Genomic DNA, 22,305 nt, shown 5'->3' with positions numbered 1-22,305 from the left:
ATTTTCTATGAACTTGAAAAAAGGACGGCGTTATGACGGTGGCTCTGTGGTGCGTTTTGATCGCGATTCTCCTGCCGTATGTATGTACGTTGGTCGCCAAGATCAGTGGCGGGTTCAGGCTGAAAGACAATCATGACCCTCGGGATTTTCTCGACTCTCTGGAAGGCTTTGGCAGGCGGGCGCACGCGGCGCAGTTGAACAGTTTTGAAGTGATTCCGGCGTTTGCCGCGGCGGTGATCGTGGCGCACCTGGCCGGCAATGCCGAACTGGTGACGATCAATGTGCTGTCGGTGTTGTTCATCACCAGTCGCCTGCTTTACATCATTTGCTACCTGGCGGACTGGGCGACGCTGCGGTCGCTGGTGTGGTTCGTGGGGATGGCGTTGATCGTGAGTTTTTTTGTGGTGTCGGTCTAAAAATCTTCAGGGTATTTGCGGGCCTCATCGCGAGCAGGCTCGCTCCCACAGGAGTGTGCGTTTCAATGTGGGAGCGAGCCTGCTCGCGATAGCTATCTGGCAGCCACCGCTGGTTTAGGGTTTTGTCTTCTCTGCATCCGCCACCTGCGGCACTTGCGGCAACGCAGCACCTTTGGGCCAGAGCATCCAGATCTGTCCCTGCTGTTTCATGTCCCCGGCCAGTTGCCCGGCCGCATCGCCGGTACCCCAGAACAGATCCGCCCGAACCTCGCCGGCAATGGCACCGCCGGTGTCCTGTGCGGCCACGGGGCGAACCAGCGCTGTGCCGTCCGGTCTGGTGGTGGACAGCCACAACAGGCTGCCCAGTGGGATCACCTTGCGATCCACCGCCGCGCTGTAACCGGCGGTCAACGGTACGTTCAACGAGCCGCGCGGACCTTCGTTGCTGTCCGGGTTACGGGTGAAGAACACGTAGCTGGGGTTGCTGCCGAGCAGTTCGGGAATCCGTGTCGGATTGGCCTTGGCCCATGTGCTGATGGCGCCCATGGTCACGTCTTCTTTTTTCAACTCACCCTGTTCCACCAGCCAGCGGCCGATCGGTCGATACGGATGGCCATTCTGATCGGCATAGGCAATTCGCAACTGGCGCCCATTGTCGAGCTGGATACGACCCGAACCCTGGATTTGCAGGAACTGCAGGTTCATCGGATCGGTCAGCCAGGCCACGACCGGCGCCTTGACCCCTTTGTTTTCGATGGTTGCCGCATCGTCGTACGGCTTGAGCACGCGACCTTCGAGTCGACCGCGAAGGCGTTTGCCCTTGAGTTCCGGGTAAATGCTGTCGAGGGCGACGATGATCATGTCCTCGGGGACGCCATACACCGGGACATTGGCAGCGCTGGTCTGGGTCAGGCTCCCGGGATAGACCGGCTCGTAGTAGCCGGTGATCAAGCCGTTGGGGTTGTCGTTGGCGGCACGCAGGCCGTAAACGTCGAGGTTCTGCTTGAGAAAACCACGGATGTCGCCGGCGGTTTGCGGCACGTTGGCGGCCGCTGTGCAGGTTGCGCCCCAGACCGGGTCGGCCTTGAGTCGGGTGCAGGCGCTGCGCCACGAACCGAAGCCGGCTACCAGGTCGTTGTCGGACACCGCCGGCAGCGCTTCCCATGTCGCACTGGAGTAGGTGGCCAGGGCGTGGGTTTTCGGTTGTTGCTTGTCGCCACCGGTGCAGCCTGCGAGCAGGGCCACCATCGGCAGGGTCCAGGCCAGGCTGTGACGCCATGCCTTGAAACGGCTGTTCATGGAGTGATTCCTTTGCCGGTTGCCTGAGCGCTCCATGCGTTCAGGCAACCCTTGTTGATAATAGGGCTATTGGTCTTTGCCGATGACACGAGGATACTGGCCGCCGTTTCCGTGACCTGAAGCCACCATGACTCTTAAAAGACTTTCTGTTGTATTGCTGGCCTGCCTGACATTGTCCGCTTGTGGCGGTATCGACCCCAACTCGCCGCTGGGCCAGCGCAAGGCCATTTTCAAGCAGATGCTCAACATCGGTGAAGACCTGGGCGGCATGTTGCGTGGGCGCATTGCGTTCGATGGCCCTAAGTTCGCCGAGGGCGCGGTGAAACTCGATGCGCTGTCCCGTGAGCCGTGGCAACACTTTCCGCAGGTCCGCGAGGAAGATCACACCAGCGCCAAGAGCGATGTCTGGGAGCAGCAGGCGCGCTTCCAGGCCATGGCCCGTGACCTTGAATCCGCCACCGGTGAATTGGTGATCGCCAGCCAGGTTCAACCCTACAAGGCCAGCAACCTGGGGCCGGCGGTGCAGAAAGTCGAAGATGCTTGCAGTGCGTGTCATAAGGCGTTTCGGGATCATTGATTGGTGTTGTCCGGTCTGACGTCTTCGTCGGAACGCCGCCCGGAGCAATCCCGCTCCCACATTGGTTCTTCAGTGAATACAACATTTGTGCCAGCCGAAACTCAATGTGGGAGCGGGCTTGCTCGCGAAGGCTGCTTTAGTAGCACCAAAGATCCATGTTCGTTGCCAGTGCTTATTTATCCAGCTCATCCAAAGCGTCCTGCAATTCCTTGCGGGCATCGGCGAGTTTGTCTTTGCGCTTGTTGATCTTGTCGGGGTCGCCTTTTTTCATGGCCTTGTCGAGGTCCGCCTGGCGCGTGCTGACTTCGTGTCTGGCGTCGAGCACCTTGTTTTCCCGTTCTTTCTTCAGCGAGGCGTCGGTGCAGTTCGCTTCGACTTCGCTCAGGGCTTTTTCCAGGCCTGCCTGCTGATCGGCGTTACCGTGGACCTTGGCCAATTCGATCTGGTTGACGATACCTTGCTTCTTGGCCGCACAACCGCTCAGCCCCGGCGCTTCCTCGTCCGCCATCAACGGGGTGGCCAACACGCTGCAAAGGGTCAACAGGGCGAGCGGTGAAAGAAATTTCATAAAAGCTCCATGTAAGAAGGCAAGCAGACCGGTGTGGCGATGGCTTGTTGGAGCCTGGCGGCCCACAGGGGTTCCCGGTGGACGCGGGGCTGACAGCTAAAAGCCGTCAATCCCCGCATCACGTAACGTTTCACTCAAGGCCAGGACCTGCGGATGGCGGAAAAAAGCGTTCAATTGCGCCGCGCGTCCCGGCCCGATATCGGCCTGGGCCTGCCATTGTTGGGTATCTCGCTGTACCAGTGCCTGCCATGCATCGCCGAGAGGTGCCTGACCTGTCGGCGGCAATCCCAGGGCTTTCAGCCAGTGCGCGAACGGGCGTTGCCGGGCCTGGTTGAAACTGTTTGCAAGGCGAGCCGCACTGCGTTCGCCGAAACCGTCAATGGTAGCAAGCTCTTGGGCATCGAGGGTCAACCAATCCAGAAGACCGTTCAGGCGACCTGTTGCAAGAAGTTTTTCCCACGTGCCCGGACCCACATTGGGCAGTGCCAGCCCCTGTTTGCTGCTGAGCCAGGTCAGGCGCGCGAGAAACTGGCTTTCGCAGCCCGGGGTCGGTTGCCAGCAACTCAACGAATGAAAGTCCGCTGCCTGCGGCGCGTTCAATTCTGCGCGTTCGCTGCTGCGCAATACGACGCTATCGAGCCTGGGGATGGTCAGTCCGGGCATTCGGTGGCACTGGCGGTCAGGTGGGCAAAGGTCAGTAGAAAGGCGAAAAACAGGCGCAAGTCGGGAAGCATCTTGAGCGTCCTTGCTCGGTGAGGTGCGTGAAGGCCAGGTCAGTATGGGGTGGTGCGGACAGGGGGTGTTTTGCCGGGTATTTCTGGTGGTTGCACTGGCCTCATCGCGAGCAAGCTCGCTCCCACAGGGAATTGCGTTTGCCCACAGATCTCGGGCGCTCCAAAGATCAACTGTGGGAGCGAGCCTGCTCGCGATGAGGTCACGCGGTCTCAAGCGCAAGCCAATAAAAAGCCCCGCAGGGCGCGAACCGTGCGGGGCTTCGGGTATTGCGGGGAAATCTTACAGGCCGGCAGCAGAACGCAGAGCGTCGGCGCGGTCGGTTTTTTCCCAGGTGAACGTGGTGAAGGTGTCGTCACCCACGGTCTTGGTCGCCGGGGTGCGACCGAAGTGGCCGTACGCAGCGGTTTCGCGGTACATCGGGTGCAGCAGGTCGAGCATGGTGGTGATCGCGTATGGGCGCAGGTCGAACACTTCGCGGACCAGTTTGACGATCTTGTCATCGCTGATCTTGCCGGTGCCGAAGGTGTTCAGCGAGATCGACGTCGGTTGAGCAACACCGATGGCGTAGGACACCTGGATCTCGCAGCGCTCGGCCAGGCCGGCGGCAACGATGTTCTTGGCCACATAACGACCGGCGTAGGCCGCCGAACGGTCAACCTTCGATGGATCCTTGCCGGAGAACGCGCCACCGCCGTGACGGGCCATGCCGCCGTAGCTGTCGACGATGATCTTGCGACCGGTCAGACCGCAGTCACCCACCGGGCCGCCAATGATGAACTGGCCGGTCGGGTTGATGTGGAACTGGGTGTCTTTGCTCAGCAGTTCGGCAGGCAGCACGTGCTTGACGATCAGCTCCATCACGCCTTCGCGCAGGTCGTTGTACGACACTTCAGGGTTGTGCTGGGTCGACAGAACGACGGCGTCGATACCGACCACCTTGCCGTTTTCGTAGCGGCAGGTGACTTGCGACTTGGCATCCGGGCGCAGCCAAGGCAGCAGACCGGATTTACGGGCCTCGGCTTGCCTTTGCACAAGCTGGTGCGAGAAGGTGATCGGCGCTGGCATCAGCACGTCGGTTTCGTTGCTGGCATAGCCGAACATCAGGCCCTGGTCGCCGGCGCCCTGATCTTCAGGCTTGGCACGGTCGACACCCTGGTTGATGTCAGGGGACTGCTTGCCGATGATGTTCATCACGCCGCAGGTCGCACCGTCGAAGCCGACGTTGGAGCTGGTGTAGCCGATGTCGGTGATCACGTCACGAACGATCTGCTCCAGGTCAACCCAGGCGGTAGTGGTGACTTCGCCGGCGATGATCGCCACGCCCGTTTTCACCAGAGTCTCGCACGCCACACGGGCGAACTTGTCTTCAGCAATGATGGCGTCCAGCACCGCATCAGAAATCTGGTCGGCGATTTTGTCCGGATGCCCTTCAGACACGGACTCGGAGGTGAAAAGGGAGTATTCGCTCATCTCGATGTTTTCCTGAAATTACCGATGGTGAGTGTCGCCAGCCGGTCGCTGAAAATGGCGGACCTGGATCTGGAAACCATTGCGTAAGCCTACATAGAGGCTTTCCCCGGGAGCGAGTCCCGCAGCGGTGGCCCAGCGGGCCAAATCGTCCTGTTCAAACCCCAGCCAGAGATCACCGCAGGCCTCCTTGGCCCAACTCTGGTTGTGGCTACATAACTCTGTCACTAACAGGCTACCGCCTGGTTGCAGCAAGTGGGCCATGTGCTTGAGCGCATCGGCCGGCGCGGCAAAATGATGCAGCACCATGTTCAGTACCACGCAATCGGCCTTGAGGCTGACGCCGTTCAATGCATCGGCCAATTGCAGGTTAACGTTAGTCAGCTTGTCGCGTTCGCAGACCTGGCGCGCCAGTTCGAGCATCGCGCTGCTGTTGTCCAGTGCCGTGACTTGCGAGAAGCGGCGCGCCAGTTCCGGCAGGAATGCGCCATCGCCAGGGCCGACTTCAATGGCCGTGGCGTCTTTGTCGAAGCTCAGCTTGTCGAGCAGGGCCACCACGCTTTCGCGGTATTGCGGCAGGCCGGCGATCAAGTCTTGCTGGGCGCGAAACTTCTCCGCAACCCGTGAGAAAAAGTCCTGGCTGGCCGCCGCACGTTGCCCATGAACCTGGGCGATGCGCGCCTGCACATCGGCCGGCAGCGTCAGGTTGTCCACTTCTTCGAGCAGGGCTGCGTGCAGTTTGCCGCCCAGCAGTTCGGTGTGGGGCAGGGCGCGACGGTAGAAAATCGCATTGCCTTCGCGGCGCGTCGCTACCAGGTCGGCCTGGGCCAGTACCTTGAGGTGGTGGCTCATGCCTGACTGGCCGATGCCGAAGATCTGCGCCAGTTCCAGCACACCGAACGAATCGTTGGCCAGTGCGCGCAAAACATTCAGCCGCAAGGGATCGCCGCCAGCCTTGCACAAGGCTGCCAGCTCATCGCAATCGTCATGTTGAATGGAAGGCACGCGTAAGTTCATAGGGCCGGCAGTCTAGTCACGGGTCGAATGCATCGCAAGAGCAATATCAAAAAGTTTTGATATTGCTCGATGGATGGCACTTCTCGACGTTAGCTTCAGTCAACAAACGAACGGCGGAAAGGATTCATCAGGCGAAACCGCCGTTATCCGTTGGAAAAACGCCTCCAGATGACTATCTGTCATTGCCCCGAGGCGGCCCGGTGAGGGAAAATGCTCGCCTTTTTTCCGTTTCGTTTTATTCAAACCCCCAGGAGATCAGCGATGCCTAGCCGTCGTGAGCGTGCCAACGCCATTCGTGCCCTCAGCATGGATGCCGTGCAAAAAGCCAACAGCGGCCATCCCGGTGCCCCTATGGGTATGGCAGATATCGCCGAAGTACTTTGGCGCGACTACCTCAAGCACAACCCGAGCAATCCATCGTTCGCCGACCGTGACCGCTTCGTGCTGTCCAACGGCCACGGCTCGATGTTGATCTACTCGCTGCTGCACCTGACCGGCTACGACCTGTCGATTGACGACCTGAAACAATTCCGTCAACTGCACAGCCGTACCCCGGGTCACCCGGAGCTCGGTTACACCCCTGGCGTGGAAACCACCACCGGCCCACTGGGCCAGGGCCTGGCCAACGCCGTGGGTTTTGCCCTGGCCGAAAAAATCATGGCGGCGCAGTTCAACCGTCCTGGCCACAACATCGTCGACCACCACACCTATGTGTTCCTGGGTGATGGCTGCATGATGGAAGGCATTTCCCACGAAGTCGCTTCCCTGGCCGGTACCTTGGGCCTGGGCAAGCTGATCGCCTTCTACGATGACAACGGCATCTCCATCGATGGCGAAGTCGAAGGCTGGTTCACCGACGACACGCCGAAGCGTTTTGAGTCCTACAACTGGCAAGTGATCCGCAATGTCGACGGTCACGACCCGGAAGAGATCAAGACTGCGATCGACACTGCGCGCAAAAGCGAGCAGCCAACCCTGATCTGCTGCAAGACCACCATCGGTTTCGGTTCGCCGAACAAGCAAGGTAAGGAAGACTGCCACGGCGCCCCGCTGGGTGACGCGGAAATCGCCCTGACCCGTGCGGCGCTGAAATGGAATCATGGCCCGTTCGAAATCCCGGCCGATATCTACGCCGAGTGGGATGCCAAGGAAGCCGGTCGCGCTGTGGAAGCCGAGTGGGACCAGCGTTTCGCTGCCTACTCCGCCGCGTTCCCTGCCGAAGCCAACGAACTGGTGCGTCGTCTGAGCGGCGAACTGCCGGCCGACTTCTCGGAAAAAGCCTCGGCGTACATCGCCGAAGTGGCCGCCAAGGGCGAAACCATCGCCAGCCGTAAAGCCAGCCAGAATGCCCTGAACGCATTTGGCCCGCTGCTGCCTGAGTTCCTCGGCGGCTCGGCTGACCTGGCCGGTTCCAACCTGACCCTGTGGAAAGGCTGCAAAGGCGTCACCGCCGAAGACGCCAGCGGCAACTACATGTACTACGGCGTGCGCGAGTTCGGCATGACCGCGATCATGAACGGCGTTGCCCTGCACGGCGGCCTGGTGCCTTACGGCGCGACCTTCCTGATGTTCATGGAATACGCGCGCAACGCGGTGCGCATGTCGGCCCTGATGAAGCAGCGTGTGATCCACGTCTACACCCACGACTCCATCGGTCTGGGCGAAGACGGCCCGACTCACCAGCCAATCGAGCAACTGGCCAGCCTGCGCTGCACGCCGAACCTCGATACCTGGCGTCCAGCCGACGCCGTTGAATCGGCGGTGTGCTGGAAGTACGCGCTGGAGCGCAATGACGGTCCTTCGGCCCTGATCTTCTCGCGTCAGAACCTGCAGCACCAAACCCGCAATGCGATTCAGATCGAAGAGATCGCCCGTGGCGGTTACGTGTTGAAGGACTGCGCAGGCGAACCTGAGCTGATCCTGATTGCCACGGGTTCCGAAGTGGGGCTGGCGGTTCAGGCTTACGACAAGCTGACCGAGCAGGGCCGCAAGGTGCGCGTGGTTTCCATGCCGTGCACCAGCGTGTTCGATGCCCAGGACGCCGGCTACAAGCAATCGGTCCTGCCGTTGCAGGTCAGCGCCCGTATCGCCATCGAGGCTTCCCACGCCGACTACTGGTACAAGTACGTGGGCCTGGAAGGTCGTGTGATCGGCATGACCACCTACGGCGAGTCGGCGCCTGCGTCGGCCTTGTTCGAAGAGTTCGGCTTCACCCTGGAAAACATCCTGGGTCAGGCTGAAGAGCTGCTGGAAGACTAAAACACGACGCGGTGGCCCTGGCCACCGCGATCCCCTGTAGGAGCGAGCTTGCTCGCGATGGTCGTAAACGATAACGCTGGCTGTCTGGATGAACGCGTTGTCCTGAAATCCATCGCGAGCAAGCTCGCTCCTACAAGGGTGTGTTGTTAGCGAAAATTCGTCTGACTGCGTCTATCGAGAACCCCATGCCTCAACCGCGTCCCTACAAAGTTGCACTCAACGGCTACGGCCGGATTGGTCGTTGCGTCTTGCGTGCGTTGTTCGAGCGAGGCGAAAAGGCCGGGTTTGAAATTGTCGCGATCAATGATCTGGCAGACATGGCCAGCATCGAATACCTGACACGCTTCGACTCCACCCACGGGCGTTTTCCCGGCGAAGTGAAGGTCGAGGGCGATTGTCTGCATATTAATGGCGACTGCGTGAAGGTCCTGCGCAGTGCCACCCCCGAAGGCATCGATTGGGCGTCCCTGGGCGTCGATCTGGTGCTGGAGTGCTCCGGCGCTTATCACACTCGCGAAGACGGCCAGCGTTTCCTCGACGCTGGCGCTCCGCGCGTGCTGTTTTCCCAGCCGATGGCCAGCGAGACGGACGTCGACGCTACCATCGTCTACGGCGTGAACCAGGATTGCCTGACCGGCGACGAACTGCTGGTGTCCAACGCGTCCTGCACTACCAACTGCGGCGTGCCGCTGCTGCGCCTGCTGAATCAGGCCATTGGCCTGGATTACGTGTCGATCACCACCATTCACTCGGCGATGAACGATCAGCCGGTCATCGATGCCTATCACCATGAAGATCTGCGCCGCACCCGTTCGGCGTTCCAGTCGGTGATTCCGGTGTCCACCGGTCTGGCGCGTGGTATCGAACGCCTGTTGCCGGAACTTGCCGGCCGAATTCAGGCCAAAGCCGTGCGGGTGCCGACGGTCAACGTGTCCTGCCTCGATATCACGATGCAGACCGCCACCGCGACCGACGCCACCGAGGTCAACCGGATCCTGCGCGAAGCCGCCACCAGTGGCCCGCTCAAAGGCCTGCTGGCTTACACCGAGTTACCTCACGCAAGCTGTGATTTCAACCATGACCCACATTCGGCGATCGTCGATGCCAGTCAGACCCGAGTTTCCGGCCCACGGCTGGTGAACATCCTGGCCTGGTTCGACAACGAATGGGGTTTTGCCAACCGAATGCTGGACGTTGCAGAACACTATCTGCAAACAGCGACTTCAAAAAAACCTGCTCTCTAAGATCAGCTACTCAGGAAATGCGACCCATGACCGTGTTGAAGATGTCCGACCTCGATCTGCAAGGTAAGCGCGTATTGATCCGCGAAGACCTCAACGTCCCAGTCAAGGACGGTGTTGTCACCAGCGATGCGCGTATCCTGGCCTCGCTGCCGACCATCAAGCTGGCCCTGGAAAAAGGCGCGGCCGTGATGGTCTGCTCGCACCTTGGCCGTCCGACCGAAGGCGAGTTCTCGGCCGAGAACAGCCTCAAGCCAGTCGCCGACTACCTGAGCCGTGCCCTGGGCCGTGAAGTGCCGCTGGTGGCCGACTACCTGGGCGGCGTTGACGTCAAGGCCGGCGACATCGTGCTGTTCGAAAACGTGCGCTTCAATAAAGGCGAGAAAAAGAACGCCGACGAACTGGCCCGGCAATATGCCGCCCTGTGCGACGTGTTCGTGATGGACGCCTTCGGCACCGCTCACCGTGCCGAGGGTTCGACCCACGGCGTGGCCAAGTTCGCCAAAGTCGCCGCTGCCGGCCCGCTGCTGGCGGCCGAACTGGATGCACTGGGCAAGGCCCTGGGCGCTCCAGCCCAGCCAATGGCTGCCATTGTTGCCGGTTCCAAGGTGTCGACCAAACTCGACGTACTGAACAGCCTGAGCCAGATCTGCGACCAGTTGATCGTCGGCGGCGGTATTGCCAATACCTTCCTGGCCGCTGCCGGTCACCCGGTCGGCAAGTCGCTGTATGAGCCAGACCTGCTCGACACCGCCCGCGCCATCGCCGCCAAAGTCAGCGTGCCGCTGCCAGTGGACGTGGTGGTTGCCAAGGAATTCGCTGAAAGCGCCGCTGCGACCGTCAAGCTGATCGCTGACGTCGCTGCCGACGACATGATCCTGGACATCGGCCCGCAGACCGCGGCGAATTTCGCCGAGCTGCTGAAGTCGTCCAGGACTATCCTGTGGAACGGTCCGGTCGGCGTGTTCGAATTCGACCAGTTCGGCAATGGCACCAAAGTGCTGGCCCAGGCCATCGCAGACAGCGCGGCGTTCTCCATTGCTGGCGGTGGCGATACCCTGGCTGCCATCGACAAATATGGCGTCGCCGAGCAGATCTCCTACATTTCTACCGGTGGCGGCGCGTTCCTCGAATTCGTCGAAGGCAAGGTTCTGCCTGCCGTTGAAGTCCTGGAAAGCCGGGCCAAGGCCTGAGGGTCGCCCGTTTGACCAGGCAAGGGAGTGTTGAAATGGTCAAGACGTTAGCGCTGTTGATCGTCGCCGGTTCGCTGGTGGCTTGCGGGAGTAATCCGAAGGCCACTGCGGAGCCAGCGCCGTCCGAGTCGGACAAAGGCTGCTACCAGGCTGACTGGCAGGCGGAAACCAACCCGGTGCTCAACAAGCGTTCCGGGCCGGAAGGCTTGGACAAATACGAGACCCGGACGCCCGCCAAGGAACATGGCTGCCCTTGACGGGTCTGACTCATTATTCAGGGCTGGCAGCGTGCGCCGCCAGTCGAGGGACACGGATGAAAGGTTTTATCGCCGTCACGGCGCTGGCGCTGTTGGCCGGTTGTGCTCAGTTGAACCTGTTCCAGTCGTCCACACCTGTGGATAACTGGACCACCTGGACCTGCGACAGCCAGGCCAAGGTGCTGTGGCGCTACACCGACGACAGCCGCAAAGAAGTCGACGTGCGCCTGGGCGGTGCCGATCAGGTCTACCGCCTGAAGCAGGAACCGGGTGCATCGGGTTCGCTGTACAGCAATGACATGCTGGCGTTTCACATAAAAGGTGAGGAAGGCCTGGTTTACTGGGTCGCCACCAATGATTTGATCGGCCGTGGCTGTCACCTGTAGGAGCGAGCAAGCTCGCGATGGTCGTTAACGATAACGCGGGGCACCTGAATTCCCGCGTTGTCTGGGCCACCATCGCGAGCAGGCTCGCTCCTACAGGGGGCGATGTTCTGGAATTGATGCAACACCGAATTCGCAGCCCGGGCCAACCCCCGATCTGCAATAACTTGAATAGCCGCCGCCGCTCCGGCAGGCTGGCACGATTAACGACCCTCAACCGGGAGAGATACACACAATGGCACTTATCAGCATGCGCCAGATGTTGGACCACGCAGCCGAGTTCGGCTACGGCGTTCCAGCCTTCAACGTCAACAACCTTGAGCAGATGCGCGCCATCATGGAAGCCGCTGACAAGACTGACTCCCCGGTGATCGTCCAGGCTTCGGCCGGTGCTCGCAAATACGCCGGCGCACCGTTCCTGCGTCACCTGATCCTGGCCGCCATCGAAGAATTCCCGCACATCCCGGTGTGCATGCACCAGGACCACGGCACCAGCCCTGACGTCTGCCAGCGCTCCATCCAGCTGGGCTTCAGCTCGGTGATGATGGACGGTTCCCTGGGCGAAGACGGCAAGACCCCGACCGATTACGACTACAACGTCCGTGTGACCCAACAGACCGTGGCCATGGCCCACGCCTGTGGTGTTTCGGTAGAAGGCGAGCTGGGCTGCCTGGGTTCGCTGGAAACCGGCATGGCCGGTGAAGAAGACGGCATTGGCGCCGAAGGCGTTCTGGACCACAGCCAGATGCTGACCGACCCGGAAGAAGCCGCTGACTTCGTAAAACGCACTCAGGTGGATGCCCTGGCCATCGCCATCGGTACCAGCCACGGCGCGTACAAGTTCACCAAGCCGCCTACCGGCGACGTGCTGGCCATCGACCGCATCAAGGAAATCCACAAGCGCATTCCGAACACTCACCTGGTGATGCACGGTTCGTCTTCGGTTCCGCAAGAGTGGCTGGCGATCATCAACCAGTACGGCGGCGACATCAAGGAAACCTACGGCGTACCGGTTGAAGAAATCGTCGAAGGCATCAAGCACGGCGTGCGCAAGGTCAACATCGACACCGACCTGCGCCTGGCATCCACAGGCGCAATGCGTCGCCTGATGGCCACCAACCCGAGCGAGTTCGACCCACGTAAATTCTTCGGCGCCACCGTCACCGCCATGCGCGACGTGTGCATCGCTCGCTACGAAGCCTTCGGCACTGCCGGCAACGCTTCGAAGATCAAGGCGATCTCGCTGGAAGGCATGTATCAGCGTTATCTGAAGGGTGAGTTGAACGCCAAGGTCAACTAAGCCCGGGCGTTAAGCTTCATCAATAAAGAACCCGCCGAAAGGCGGGTTTTTTGTGGGCGATGATCCATGGTCGACGCGGTCAGTGTGGGAGCGGGCTTGCTCGCGAAAGCGGTGTGTCATTCAACATTGAATGTCGCCTGACACTACGCCTTCGCGAGCAAGCCCGCACAGGGTCAACGGTGCCTCGACATCATTGATTGTGATCGATATCCAGCTTGCTGAAGGTTACTTTCCCGCCTTCAGTGGTGTACCCGGTGTTGTCCTGCACATACACCCCGGCCTTGAAGTACAACGGTTTGTCGCGCCAGGTTGTGCTGATTTGCGTATCCCATTGATAACCTGCCGCGCTGATGCCCAAGGCGCCACCGGGGCTGAGGTGAATGAGATAGTTGAACTCCTGGTCGAGTTTCACTCCCGTCGCAACGATGATCACCCGGCCCTCATCGTCGTCGGGATGCATCCGGACCTTGGCCACGATATTGCCGGTGGCTGTACTGGTTTTGTATTGGTACTCGACCTTCACCAAAGGTTTTTGGCTTTGATAGGCATGGATCTGGCCGATGACGATTTTCCCGGTACTCGGCACCTGGTTCACGGCCAGAGTGGCATGCAACAAATTGTCGGCATCCGGGTAATACCAGTTGTGCAACGTGCCGTTGCTGTAGGTTTCACGCAATTCGGTGCGCGGATAAATCGCGTTTTCGGTACGGGAGCCAGTCACGGGCGACCAGAAAAATAATGTGCCCGTGTCGGAATGGAAGTATTGATCTTTGAAACCATCCACCAGTTTTGAGGTTTCAACGGTGTACGGCGGGCTGCCGACGGGGACGCTGAGGTTCCAGGTTGCGAGATCGATCATGTCGGTTCTTCCACTTGATTCATGCTGCACGGACGTGCCAGAAGCTCTAGACCGCACCTTTGGGGCGGCCTTTATAAGCGTAGCGGGATATTTTGTTAACTCTCGTCTGACGGGTGGCTGACGTCAACATCCTGTCGAAGATGCCATCTTTCCCGGGCTTCATCGACCGTTAGTCGGTAAAAAGACACTGCGATTAAATGATGGCTCACTGACACCTTCTGCTTTTGCAGAACCGGGTCTAGAGTGGAGGCACAGTATTTGTCCGGTTTTCACGAGAAACCGGCCTGACACCCCGCAATTAGAGAAGCAGCATGGAATGCGCGCAACCCACGCCAGTAGAAGGCGGCTCAACCCTTTTAGTCGTCGACGATTACCCTGAAAACCTGATCAGCATGCGGGCGTTGTTACAGCGCCAGGACTGGCGGGTCATGACTGCCGCCTCGGGTTTCGAGGCCCTCGGTTTGTTACTTGAACACGATTTCGACCTGGTGCTGCTGGACGTGCAGATGCCGGGCATGGACGGTTATGAAGTGGCGCGCCTGATGCGCGGTAGCCAGCGAACCCGTCTCACGCCGATCATTTTCCTGACCGCCAACGAACAGTCCCAGGACGCCGTGATCAAGGGCTATGCCAGTGGTGCGGTGGATTACCTGTTCAAGCCGTTCGACCCACAGGTCTTCACGCCCAAGGTCCAGGCGTTGCTCGAACACCAGCGTAACCGCCGGGCCTTGCAGCGCCTGAGTCATGATCTGGAAGCAGCTCGTGCCTTTAATGCGTCGGTGCTGGATAACACTGCCGAAGGCATTCTGGTATTGGGTGAGGACGGTCTGATTCGTTTTGCCAATCCGGCGATGTCACGGTTGCTCAATGCCACGGTGCAGGAACTGCAAGGCAAGGAGTTTCTGGACTACCTGCAAAAACCGCATATTCCGATCTGGGCCGATTCCGAGTTGCTGACCGGATATAAACGCGGCGAAACCCTGCGCCTGCACGATGCCCTGCTACGAACGGCGCCCGGACAGCAGGTGCCGGTGGCCTTGTCCTGCGCGCCATTGCCTGCCGAGCAACATGCGATGGTCGTGACCGTGCTGGACATGTCGGTGGTGCGTCATCTGCATAAGCAATTGGAGTTTCAGGCGGTCACCGATCCGCTGACCGGACTGCTCAACCGCCGGGGTTTCTACCAGACCGTAGAGAACCTGCTGTTGCGCAGTGAGCGTTCCGACTGTTCCTGGGTCTTGATGTACCTGGACCTCGACGGCTTCAAGCGCGTCAATGATTCGCTCGGGCACGATGCCGGTGATCGGGTGTTGCGCTGGGTCTCCGAGCAGTTGAAGGCTTGCCTGCGGCCCTTCGACATTCTGGCGCGGATGGGTGGCGACGAATTCACTGCGCTGCTGGATCTGGAGCTCCCCGAGCAAGCGGCGAAGATTGCCGAGAAGCTCATCGAGCGGGTGTCGATCTGTCAGCAGATCGACGGCCTCGATATCGCCCTGGGTGCCAGCATTGGCATCGCCACGTTCCCTGATTGTGGCGCCAATCTCGACGGGATGCTGCGGGCGGCCGACATCGCCATGTACGAAGCCAAGCGCGCCGGTCGCCAGCAATATCGCTTCTACGATCACGAAATGAACGGCCGGGCGCGCTCGCGGCTGATGCTGGAAGAAAGTGTGCGCACGGCCATCGAGAACCGCGATTTCAATCTGGTGTATCAGCCTCAGGTGGCGGTAGCCGACGGTCGGATTCGTGGCTTCGAGGCCTTGTTGCGCTGGCAGCATCCGAGCGTTGGCGATGTCCCCCCGGGGCTGTTTTTGCCATTGATGGAGGAGGCGCGGCTGATCAGCCGTCTGGGCAGCTGGATCTATCATCGTAGCGCCGGGCAACGCAAAGCCTGGGAGTCCCTGTTTACCGAGGATCTGGTGCTGGGCGTCAGTTTGAGCAGTACACAGTTCGGCATGCCCAACCTGGCCACAGAGTTGCGCCAGGTGCTGGAGCGCCATGCCTTGCAATCGCGTCAACTTGAGGTCGAGGTCACGGAAGAGGCCTTGCTGCACAACCCCGAAGAAACCCGCAAGCAATTGCGCCTGCTGCGCAATCTGGGCGTACGAGTGGCATTGGATGACTTTGGGGCCGGACCCTGCTCCCTGTCGCACTTGCGCGACCTGGAGCTGGACACCCTCAAGCTCGACCGGCATTTGATCGCCCGGTTGCCGGAGTCGGTACGGGATGCGGCACTGGTGCGCGGTGTGATCGACCTGTGCAAACAGTTCGGGATGCTGGTGATTGCCGAAGGGGTGGAAACCGTCGCGCAGTTTGAATGGCTGCAAGCCAATGGCTGTGAATATGTGCAAGGTTTTCTGGTGGCCCGGCCGATGATGGCCGAAGACACCGGGGTCTTTGTCCAGCCGTTTGACTGGAGCGCGCTGCCCCGCTGAATTCGCTACACTGGCGACCTTTCAGTGACGTGTATTGCCGCCCCGATGACTGTGTTGAAATATCTTCAGGCCTATCCCGCTACCTTGCAGGATCAGGTGCGCCAGCTGATCGCCGACGGTCGGCTGGGCGACTACCTGAGCCAGCGTTACCCTGAAAAACACGGGGTGCAGAGCGACAAGGCGCTGTATACCTATGCCCTGGACCTCAAGCAGGAATACCTGCGTAATGCTCCGGCCATCGACAAGGTGCTGTTCGACAACCGCCTGGACCTCACTCACCGTGCCCTTGGCCTGCACACCACGATTTCCCGGGTGCAGGGTGGCAAGCTCAAGGCCAAGAAGGAAATCCGCATCGCGTCGCTGTTCAAGGAAGCGCCTGGCGAGTTCCTGAAGATGATCGTGGTGCATGAGCTGGCGCACTTCAAGGAATCGGACCACAACAAGGCTTTCTACAAACTGTGCGAGCACATGCTGCCGGGGTATCACCAGGTGGAGTTCGATGTGCGGGTGTACCTGACATGGCGGGATCTGTAGGAGCTGCCGCAGGCTGCGATCTTTTAAGGAGCATTTGATGGACGTGAGCAAGACCAAGAGCAGCTTCTATCGCCGGTTGTACGTGGCGTACCTGATCGACAGCGGTCTGGCCAGTAGCGTCCCGACGCTGACCGAGGTCACCGGCATGCCCAGGCGTACGGCGCAGGACACCATCGCGGCGTTGGCGGATCTGGATATCGTTTGTGAGTTCGAGCAGGAAGAGGGCGCGCGCAACCATGCGGGACGCTATCGGATTCGCGAGTGGGGGGCGATTGATCGCGGTTGGATCGAGCGTAATCTGCGGCAGATCAAAGCGGTGCTGGAGTATCCCTGAAATCTGTAGCGTCTGAGCCGATGCCTTCGCGGGCAAGCCCGCTCCCACAGTTGATTTGAGTTGTGAACACAATCCAGTGTGGGAGCGAGCTTGCTCGCGATAAGGACTTCAAGAACGACGCATGCCAATGTGTGGAATGCCATCCTCGACAAACTCCTCACCCGTCACGACAAACCCGTACCGCCCGTAATACCCCTGCAAATGTGTCTGGGCTGAGAGGTAGATCGGAGTTTCCGGCCAGCGTTCTTCAATCTGCTTCAACGCCTGGTCCATCAATGCATGTCCAAGCCCGGCGCCTCGTGCGTGTGGGGCAATGATCACCCGACCGATCACTACGTCCCCGCCTTGCAGTTCCGGGTCGAGCAGCCGCAAATAGGCCACCAGTTGATTGCTGTCCCAGGCCATCAAGTGGCAAGTGTCACCTTCAAGGTCCTGGCCATCCACGTCTTGATAAGCGCATTGCTGCTCGACGACGAACACTTCTGCGCGCAATTGCAAAATGGCGTACAGCTGCTCCTTGCCCAAGTCGCTGTGGTGTTTGCAGATCCAATCGACTGTCATGTTTTGATTCCCTGAAAACGTCGTTCCGATACTAAGCGCACTCAGGCCAGAAGTCTTTATGGCGGAAGAATCTGTGATATAGGCCAAAATGCCATCATTCATTTCTCGCGTGGATGTCTTCTTTGTGTAATCTGGATCGAAGCGCTGTGCTGTGGCTTCGATGAGCTAATGTTTAGTACCCGGGTCATGCCGGTACGGGGCCTTGGGGTTTTGGCTGAAAACACGTCGGGCAACCCGCCCGCTAAGGATTCTCTAGCATGCCGCGATTGCATCGAGCGTTTGCTTTGATTGGATTGCTGTTGCTGGTTCAGGGGGCAGCAGCAGAAAAACTGCGGTTGGTCGCTGATGCCTGGCCCCCCTTTACCGATGCCACGCTTGCCAACGGTGGTCTGGCCACGGACATTGTCAGTACCGCGCTCGCCAGGGCCGGCTATGCCAGTGAGTTCGAGCAGGTGCCCTGGGCACGGGCCTTGATGGGATTGGGCGAGGGCCGATACGACGTGCTGGTCAACGCCTGGTACAACGACGAGCGTACAAAATTCGGCCAGTTTTCTGGCGAGTACCTGCTCAATCGCGTGCGTTTTCTCAAGCGCAAAGACGCGCCCATCGAATTCAATAGCCTGCAGCAATTGCACACTTATCCGATTGCCATCGTGCGTGGTTACGCTTATTCGCCCTCGTTCGACAACGACGAGTCGTTGCAGAAAATCCCCGTGCACAGTTTCGCCATGGCGGTGCGCATGCTCGCGGCCGACCGGGTCAAACTGACACTGGAAGACGAATACGTTGCTCGCTACTACCTGGCCCGTGAGTCACCCAAGGTACGTAATGCCGTGGAATTCCTGCCCAGGCCCTTGAGCGAGAACAGCCTGCATATTCTGGTCAGCCTGAAGAATCCGCAGCATGGGCAGATTGTCGCCGGTTTCGACCGCGAGATCGCGGCGATGAAGGCGGATGGCAGTTATGACAAGTTGATGAAGCAGCATGGGATGTGAGTAGGCTGATCCAGAATCTATGTTGTTTTTGCCGGCCTCTTCGCGGGCAAGCCCGCTCCCACAGGGGTTCACTGGTGTTCACAAAACTTGTGTCGACTGAAGATCTACTGTGGGAGCGGGCTTGCCCGCGATGAGGCCCGCTCAGACAGCAGAGTTCTCAATCCTCACTCGTATCCTTGATGAGATGCGCCGCCAACGTCCGCAACGGCCCGAGCTGACGACAAATCAGCGCCAGTTGCGTCTGCACCAGCCGCTGGCCTTCATCGATTTCATCGGGCATCTGTTCCAGTTCATTGGCCAGCGCTTCTTCTTCATCACTCTGAATCGCAACCGAAGACTTGCTCGCCAGCCCTTGGGCGATCTCGTCGATGCTGGCGGCCAGTTTCACCCCGGCCCCGTCGATCAAATGTTCATGCACGTCCGCCGGCAGTTGGGTTTCCCGGTGTGCGCCAAGGCCCGACAGGTAGCTGAGCAGCGTGTGCGACAGCACCAGGAAGCGAAAGCCGACATCCGCTTCCTTACGAAAGTGTCCCGGCTCCATCAGCATGTTGGCCAGTGTGGTCGACAGCGCCGCGTCGGCGTTGTGCGCGTTGCGGCGGGCCAGGCGGTAGGCCAGGTCGTCGCTTTTGCCCGCAGCGTATTGCTGCATGATCTGGCGCAGGTAAATGCTGTTGCAGGCCAGGGTATTGGCCAGCACTTTGTTCAGGCGCCGCCCCTGCCAGTCCGGCAGGAACAGGAACACCGCCAGCCCGGCGATCAGGCTGCCGAGCAAGGTATCGAACAACCGTGGCAGGAACAGCCCGTAACCGTCACCCACCTGGTTGAAGCAGAACAGCACCATCAAGGTGATTGCCGCCGTCGCCAGGGTGTAGCGGGTAGTGCGGTTGGTAAAGAACACCACCCCGGCGGCGATGGCGAAACACGACTGGATCAGCGGGTTCGGGAACAGGTCGAACAGCGCCCAGGCCAGGGTCAGGCCGATGGCGGTGCCAATGATTCGCTGACCGAGTTTGCGGCGGGTGGCGCCATAGTTCGGCTGGCAGACAAACAGTGTGGTGAGGATGATCCAGTAACCTTGGGACGGGTGGATCAAATGCACCATGGCATAGCCGATACTCAACGCCAGGGGCAATCGCAGGGCATGGCGGAACAGCAGCGAGGTCGGCGTCAGCTGCGTGCGCAAGCGCAGCCACACGTCCTTGAGATTGCGCGGCGAACGGTCAAGCAAGCTGCTGTCGGTGGCGTCGGCCAGAGCGTCCGGGTTACTGGCATCGCTGAGCAAGCGGTCGAGGGTGCCGAGGTTGGCCGCCAGTGCCCGCAGTGAACGCAGCAAGCCGCGCCAGGCCGGGTTGCTCTGGATGCGCAGGTGTTCGAGAGAGGCATCCAGGTCGCTCAGGGCCTCGGCGAAACTGGCGTCATAGGTGAATGGCTGGCGCATCTGGATCGATTCGGCCAGGGCTCGGCAGGCTTTGCCTTGCTGGCGCAACAGGCGCTGGCAACGGAACAGCACGTCGCTGTGGAAAAACGCATCGGCCAGGGCGTTATAAGGGTAGTGCGAAGAGCTGGCGCGTTCGTGGATGTCCTGGGCGAGGAAGTACAGCTTGAGGTAGCGGCTGACTTTCGACCCCGGGCGACCGTTGCCGACCCGGTGCAGGATGATCTCCTTGGCGGCGTTCAGTGCCGCCACCACCCGGCCGTTCTGCTGGGCCAGTTCCAGGCGCCGCGCCTCCACGTCCATCTGCCGGATCGGTTCGAACAGCGAGGATTTCAGCTTCAGGTAAAAGCCCAGCTCGCGGAACAATCGCGCCAGGCTCTGTTGCACCGGCTGATTGGAAAACAGCGCCTGCCACAACACCGAGAGCAGGCCGTACCAGGCGGCACCGGCCACCAGCAGCACCGGTTCGTGCCAGACATCGATGACCGCACCGCCACGCTGGTCCACGCCAATCATGGTGTAGACCGACAGAATCAGTGTCGCCGAGGCAATCGCGCCATAGCGCTCGCCGAGGGCGCCAAGCATGGTCAGGCAGAACGCGGCCAGGGCGAAGGCGATGATAAACAGCGAGGGGTAGGGGAAAAGCAGTTCGACGGACAGGGCGGCGACGGCGAAGCACACCAACGTCACGGCCAGCGCGTTGAGACGGCCCTGCCAGCTGTCGTCGGTCTCGGCCAGGGCGCTGGCGATAATCCCCAGGAACAACGGGATCAACAGGCCCATTTCGTCCTGATACCAACACAGCGCCATAGTGCCGGTCAGGGCAATGAATACCCGCACGCTGTAGCTGAATTTATCCAGCGCCCAGAGGCGACGCAGAGACTGGCGGAATGAAGTCGATGACATGAAATGCGAAGGCCTTCCGAGGCAATGACGCTAAATTGAGCCACTAATGACGCCGACGCAATGGCGCCGATCACATCAGACAGCAAAATCTGTTCCTTGATGCCGCACGTATTCAATGTAGGAGCGAGCCTGCTCGCGATGAGGCCGGTACATTCAACATTGATGTCGACCGTCAGACCGCTATCGCGAGCAGGCTCGCTCCTACAGGTATTGTGTTGAATCAGACGTACTGCGCAGCCGCGTAACCGGAGGCCCACGCCCACTGGAAGTTGAAGCCGCCCAGATGCCCGGTCACATCGAGCACTTCGCCGATGAAGTACAGGCCCGGGCTTTTCAACGACTCCATGGTCTTGGACGACACTTCATTGGTGTTGACGCCGCCCAGGGTCACCTCGGCGGTGCGATAGCCTTCGGTGCCCGCCGGCACGACTTTCCAGCTCGCCAGTTTTTCCGCGATATCGGCCAGTTCCGCGTGGGTGTACTGTTTCATCGGTTTGGAGACGAACCAGTTGTCCGCCAGCAGGTTGGCCATCTTCTTGGTGAAAATTTCCCCGAGCAGGGTTTTCAACTCGCTGTTGGGGCGTTCGGCCTGTTGCTGTTGCAGCCAGCCCGGCACGTCGTGATCGGGCAGCAGGTTGATCTCGACGGTATCGCCGGACTCCCAGAACGACGAGATCTGCAAAATCGCCGGGCCGCTGAGTCCGCGGTGGGTGAACAGAATGTTCTCGCGGAAGCTCTGATCGTTGCAGCTCACCAGGCAATCCACCGAGGTGCCGGACAATTCAGTGCACAAGGCCTTGAGCTGGTCGGTGATGGTGAACGGCACCAGGCCGGCGCGGGTCGGCAGCAGCTCGTGACCGAATTGCCTGGCCACCTGGTAACCGAAACCGGTGGCGCCCAGGGTCGGGATCGACAGGCCGCCGGTGGCGATCACCAGGGATTCGCACGTCAATTGGCCGAGTGTCGTGTCCAGCAAATAGCCCTGCTCAAGCTTCTCGATCGCCTGGATCGACGTGTCCAGGTGCAGGCTGACGCCGACCTGATCGCACTCGTTCAGCAGCATTTCGAGGATGTCGCTGGATTTGTTATCGCAGAACAGCTGGCCGAGTTTTTTCTCGTGGTACGGCACGCCGTGCTTGGCCACCATGCCGATGAAATCCCATTGGGTGTAACGGGCCAGGGCGGATTTGCAGAAGTGCGCGTTCTGCGAGAGGAAATTGCCCGGTTCGGTGTACATGTTGGTGAAATTGCAGCGGCCACCGCCCGACATCAGGATTTTCTTGCCGGCCTTGTTGGCATGGTCAAGCAGCAACACCTTGCGTCCGCGCCCGGCGGCGGTCAGTGCACACATCAACCCTGCGGCGCCAGCGCCAATGATCACGACTTCGGTAGAGCGCAAAACGGTGTCCTCTTGATGACTCACCACAAAACAAACCTGTAGGAGCGAGCCTGCTCGTGATGGACGTCAACGATAACGCGGGGTGTCTGATACCCAGCGGTGTTCTGTCGTCCATCGCGAGCAGGCTCGCTCCTA

20 protein-coding genes and 1 pseudogene are annotated in these 22,305 nt (G+C 60.0%); 12 read left to right on the top strand and 9 right to left on the bottom strand.

The genetic code is table 11. The features are described 5' to 3' along the window. The first annotated feature begins 32 nt into the window (after positions 1 to 32). Positions 33 to 416 (top strand): MAPEG family protein, encoded by a 384-nt coding sequence (locus tag ACEN8Z_RS00890; protein ID WP_495596496.1) that lies wholly within the window; start codon positions 33 to 35, stop codon positions 414 to 416. A gap of 114 nt (positions 417 to 530) precedes the next feature. On the opposite strand, the gene mltA is transcribed toward ACEN8Z_RS00890, so the two are convergent. Then, positions 531 to 1,715 (bottom strand): murein transglycosylase A, encoded by a 1,185-nt coding sequence (mltA, locus tag ACEN8Z_RS00885; protein ID WP_495596495.1) that lies wholly within the window; start codon positions 1,713 to 1,715, stop codon positions 531 to 533. A gap of 127 nt (positions 1,716 to 1,842) precedes the next feature. Between mltA and ACEN8Z_RS00880 the strand changes: the two genes are divergently transcribed. Continuing rightward, complete coding sequence (locus ACEN8Z_RS00880) at positions 1,843 to 2,292, top strand: c-type cytochrome (RefSeq protein WP_495596494.1); 450 nt, start codon at positions 1,843 to 1,845, stop codon at positions 2,290 to 2,292. A gap of 172 nt (positions 2,293 to 2,464) precedes the next feature. On the opposite strand, the gene ACEN8Z_RS00875 is transcribed toward ACEN8Z_RS00880, so the two are convergent. The 4 genes and pseudogenes from ACEN8Z_RS00875 to ACEN8Z_RS00860 form a co-directional block, all read right to left on the bottom strand. Next, entirely contained in the window at positions 2,465 to 2,860 is a 396-nt protein-coding gene (locus ACEN8Z_RS00875) for a DUF1090 domain-containing protein (RefSeq protein WP_495596493.1), read from the bottom strand. Positions 2,861 to 2,956: 96 nt separating this feature from the next. After that, positions 2,957 to 3,520: pseudogene (locus tag ACEN8Z_RS00870) on the bottom strand (NAD-dependent DNA ligase LigB); the annotation flags it as partial. Between the two features lie 354 nt (positions 3,521 to 3,874). Continuing rightward, positions 3,875 to 5,065, bottom strand: coding sequence for a methionine adenosyltransferase (gene metK, locus ACEN8Z_RS00865; protein ID WP_007995691.1), 1,191 nt, complete (start codon positions 5,063 to 5,065; stop codon positions 3,875 to 3,877). A gap of 18 nt (positions 5,066 to 5,083) precedes the next feature. After that, on the bottom strand, positions 5,084 to 6,079 hold the full coding sequence (locus ACEN8Z_RS00860) for an ArsR/SmtB family transcription factor (protein WP_495596492.1): 996 nt from the start codon (positions 6,077 to 6,079) through the stop codon (positions 5,084 to 5,086). Between the two features lie 261 nt (positions 6,080 to 6,340). Between ACEN8Z_RS00860 and tkt the strand changes: the two genes are divergently transcribed. The 6 genes from tkt to fba all read left to right on the top strand — a co-directional run bounded on the left by tkt (position 6,341) and on the right by fba (position 12,712). Then, on the top strand, positions 6,341 to 8,338 hold the full coding sequence (tkt, locus tag ACEN8Z_RS00855) for a transketolase (RefSeq protein ID WP_495596491.1): 1,998 nt from the start codon (positions 6,341 to 6,343) through the stop codon (positions 8,336 to 8,338). Between the two features lie 185 nt (positions 8,339 to 8,523). Further along, positions 8,524 to 9,582: an erythrose-4-phosphate dehydrogenase gene (gene epd / locus ACEN8Z_RS00850; RefSeq protein ID WP_033052154.1), complete on the top strand. Its 1,059-nt coding sequence runs from the start codon at positions 8,524 to 8,526 to the stop codon at positions 9,580 to 9,582. Positions 9,583 to 9,608: 26 nt separating this feature from the next. Beyond that, complete coding sequence (locus ACEN8Z_RS00845; RefSeq protein ID WP_007981629.1) at positions 9,609 to 10,772, top strand: phosphoglycerate kinase; 1,164 nt, start codon at positions 9,609 to 9,611, stop codon at positions 10,770 to 10,772. A 35-nt stretch (positions 10,773 to 10,807) separates the two neighbouring features. Continuing rightward, a complete protein-coding gene (locus ACEN8Z_RS00840) occupies positions 10,808 to 11,029 on the top strand; it encodes a hypothetical protein (RefSeq protein ID WP_007975465.1) in 222 nt (73 codons plus the stop codon). Between the two features lie 56 nt (positions 11,030 to 11,085). Further along, positions 11,086 to 11,415, top strand: a complete 330-nt coding sequence (locus tag ACEN8Z_RS00835; RefSeq protein WP_495596490.1) for an MliC family protein — start codon at positions 11,086 to 11,088, stop codon at positions 11,413 to 11,415. Positions 11,416 to 11,647: 232 nt separating this feature from the next. After that, positions 11,648 to 12,712: a class II fructose-bisphosphate aldolase gene (fba, locus tag ACEN8Z_RS00830; RefSeq protein WP_007981624.1), complete on the top strand. Its 1,065-nt coding sequence runs from the start codon at positions 11,648 to 11,650 to the stop codon at positions 12,710 to 12,712. 190 nt (positions 12,713 to 12,902) lie between these two features. On the opposite strand, the gene ACEN8Z_RS00825 is transcribed toward fba, so the two are convergent. Next, positions 12,903 to 13,571 (bottom strand): polysaccharide lyase family 7 protein, encoded by a 669-nt coding sequence (locus ACEN8Z_RS00825; RefSeq protein WP_442096236.1) that lies wholly within the window; start codon positions 13,569 to 13,571, stop codon positions 12,903 to 12,905. A gap of 311 nt (positions 13,572 to 13,882) precedes the next feature. On the opposite strand from ACEN8Z_RS00825, the gene ACEN8Z_RS00820 reads away from it, so the two are divergent. From ACEN8Z_RS00820 to ACEN8Z_RS00810, 3 genes are read left to right on the top strand one after another with little or no spacing between them, the layout of a single operon-like run. Next, entirely contained in the window at positions 13,883 to 16,006 is a 2,124-nt protein-coding gene (locus ACEN8Z_RS00820; protein ID WP_495596489.1) for a putative bifunctional diguanylate cyclase/phosphodiesterase, read from the top strand. 45 nt (positions 16,007 to 16,051) lie between these two features. Further along, positions 16,052 to 16,540: a M48 metallopeptidase family protein gene (locus tag ACEN8Z_RS00815; RefSeq protein WP_007995683.1), complete on the top strand. Its 489-nt coding sequence runs from the start codon at positions 16,052 to 16,054 to the stop codon at positions 16,538 to 16,540. Positions 16,541 to 16,577: 37 nt separating this feature from the next. Then, on the top strand, positions 16,578 to 16,874 hold the full coding sequence (locus tag ACEN8Z_RS00810; RefSeq protein ID WP_116261465.1) for a winged helix-turn-helix domain-containing protein: 297 nt from the start codon (positions 16,578 to 16,580) through the stop codon (positions 16,872 to 16,874). Between the two features lie 108 nt (positions 16,875 to 16,982). Here the strand turns inward: ACEN8Z_RS00810 and ACEN8Z_RS00805 are convergent, their stop codons facing one another. Then, on the bottom strand, positions 16,983 to 17,435 hold the full coding sequence (locus ACEN8Z_RS00805) for a GNAT family N-acetyltransferase (protein WP_442096234.1): 453 nt from the start codon (positions 17,433 to 17,435) through the stop codon (positions 16,983 to 16,985). 257 nt (positions 17,436 to 17,692) lie between these two features. Between ACEN8Z_RS00805 and ACEN8Z_RS00800 the strand changes: the two genes are divergently transcribed. Then, entirely contained in the window at positions 17,693 to 18,430 is a 738-nt protein-coding gene (locus tag ACEN8Z_RS00800; protein ID WP_495596488.1) for a substrate-binding periplasmic protein, read from the top strand. 157 nt (positions 18,431 to 18,587) lie between these two features. Here ACEN8Z_RS00800 and yccS read toward each other — a convergent pair whose 3' ends face one another. Further along, the gene (yccS, locus tag ACEN8Z_RS00795; protein WP_495596487.1) at positions 18,588 to 20,771 is read right to left on the bottom strand and encodes a YccS family putative transporter; all 2,184 of its coding nucleotides are present in this window, start codon (positions 20,769 to 20,771) and stop codon (positions 18,588 to 18,590) included. 220 nt (positions 20,772 to 20,991) lie between these two features. Further along, positions 20,992 to 22,170, bottom strand: coding sequence for a BaiN/RdsA family NAD(P)/FAD-dependent oxidoreductase (locus ACEN8Z_RS00790; RefSeq protein WP_007995674.1), 1,179 nt, complete (start codon positions 22,168 to 22,170; stop codon positions 20,992 to 20,994). Between the last annotated feature and the right edge of the window lie 135 nt (positions 22,171 to 22,305).

This window comes from Pseudomonas sp. Pseusp10 (assembly GCF_059492225.1).
The sequence above is the reverse complement of the archived record's forward strand: the minus strand, read 5'-3'. Positions and strand labels throughout refer to the sequence as shown.

Excerpts from the sequence above, each read along its gene's own strand:
- ACEN8Z_RS00890 (WP_495596496.1), top strand. The coding sequence starts at position 33 with ATGACGGTGGCTCTGTGGTGCGTTTTGATCGCGATTCTCCTGCCGTAT.
- ACEN8Z_RS00860 (WP_495596492.1), bottom strand. The coding sequence starts at position 6,079 with ATGAACTTACGCGTGCCTTCCATTCAACATGACGATTGCGATGAGCTG.
- ACEN8Z_RS00840 (WP_007975465.1), top strand. The coding sequence starts at position 10,808 with ATGGTCAAGACGTTAGCGCTGTTGATCGTCGCCGGTTCGCTGGTGGCT.
- ACEN8Z_RS00825 (WP_442096236.1), bottom strand. The coding sequence starts at position 13,571 with ATGATCGATCTCGCAACCTGGAACCTCAGCGTCCCCGTCGGCAGCCCG.
- ACEN8Z_RS00810 (WP_116261465.1), top strand. The coding sequence starts at position 16,578 with ATGGACGTGAGCAAGACCAAGAGCAGCTTCTATCGCCGGTTGTACGTG.
- ACEN8Z_RS00835 (WP_495596490.1), top strand. The coding sequence starts at position 11,086 with ATGAAAGGTTTTATCGCCGTCACGGCGCTGGCGCTGTTGGCCGGTTGT.
- mltA (WP_495596495.1), bottom strand. The coding sequence starts at position 1,715 with ATGAACAGCCGTTTCAAGGCATGGCGTCACAGCCTGGCCTGGACCCTG.
- ACEN8Z_RS00845 (WP_007981629.1), top strand. The coding sequence starts at position 9,609 with ATGACCGTGTTGAAGATGTCCGACCTCGATCTGCAAGGTAAGCGCGTA.
- ACEN8Z_RS00815 (WP_007995683.1), top strand. The coding sequence starts at position 16,052 with ATGACTGTGTTGAAATATCTTCAGGCCTATCCCGCTACCTTGCAGGAT.
- fba (WP_007981624.1), top strand. The coding sequence starts at position 11,648 with ATGGCACTTATCAGCATGCGCCAGATGTTGGACCACGCAGCCGAGTTC.
- ACEN8Z_RS00820 (WP_495596489.1), top strand. The coding sequence starts at position 13,883 with ATGGAATGCGCGCAACCCACGCCAGTAGAAGGCGGCTCAACCCTTTTA.
- ACEN8Z_RS00880 (WP_495596494.1), top strand. The coding sequence starts at position 1,843 with ATGACTCTTAAAAGACTTTCTGTTGTATTGCTGGCCTGCCTGACATTG.
- epd (WP_033052154.1), top strand. The coding sequence starts at position 8,524 with ATGCCTCAACCGCGTCCCTACAAAGTTGCACTCAACGGCTACGGCCGG.
- metK (WP_007995691.1), bottom strand. The coding sequence starts at position 5,065 with ATGAGCGAATACTCCCTTTTCACCTCCGAGTCCGTGTCTGAAGGGCAT.
- ACEN8Z_RS00875 (WP_495596493.1), bottom strand. The coding sequence starts at position 2,860 with ATGAAATTTCTTTCACCGCTCGCCCTGTTGACCCTTTGCAGCGTGTTG.
- yccS (WP_495596487.1), bottom strand. The coding sequence starts at position 20,771 with ATGTCATCGACTTCATTCCGCCAGTCTCTGCGTCGCCTCTGGGCGCTG.
- ACEN8Z_RS00805 (WP_442096234.1), bottom strand. The coding sequence starts at position 17,435 with ATGACAGTCGATTGGATCTGCAAACACCACAGCGACTTGGGCAAGGAG.
- tkt (WP_495596491.1), top strand. The coding sequence starts at position 6,341 with ATGCCTAGCCGTCGTGAGCGTGCCAACGCCATTCGTGCCCTCAGCATG.
- ACEN8Z_RS00800 (WP_495596488.1), top strand. The coding sequence starts at position 17,693 with ATGCCGCGATTGCATCGAGCGTTTGCTTTGATTGGATTGCTGTTGCTG.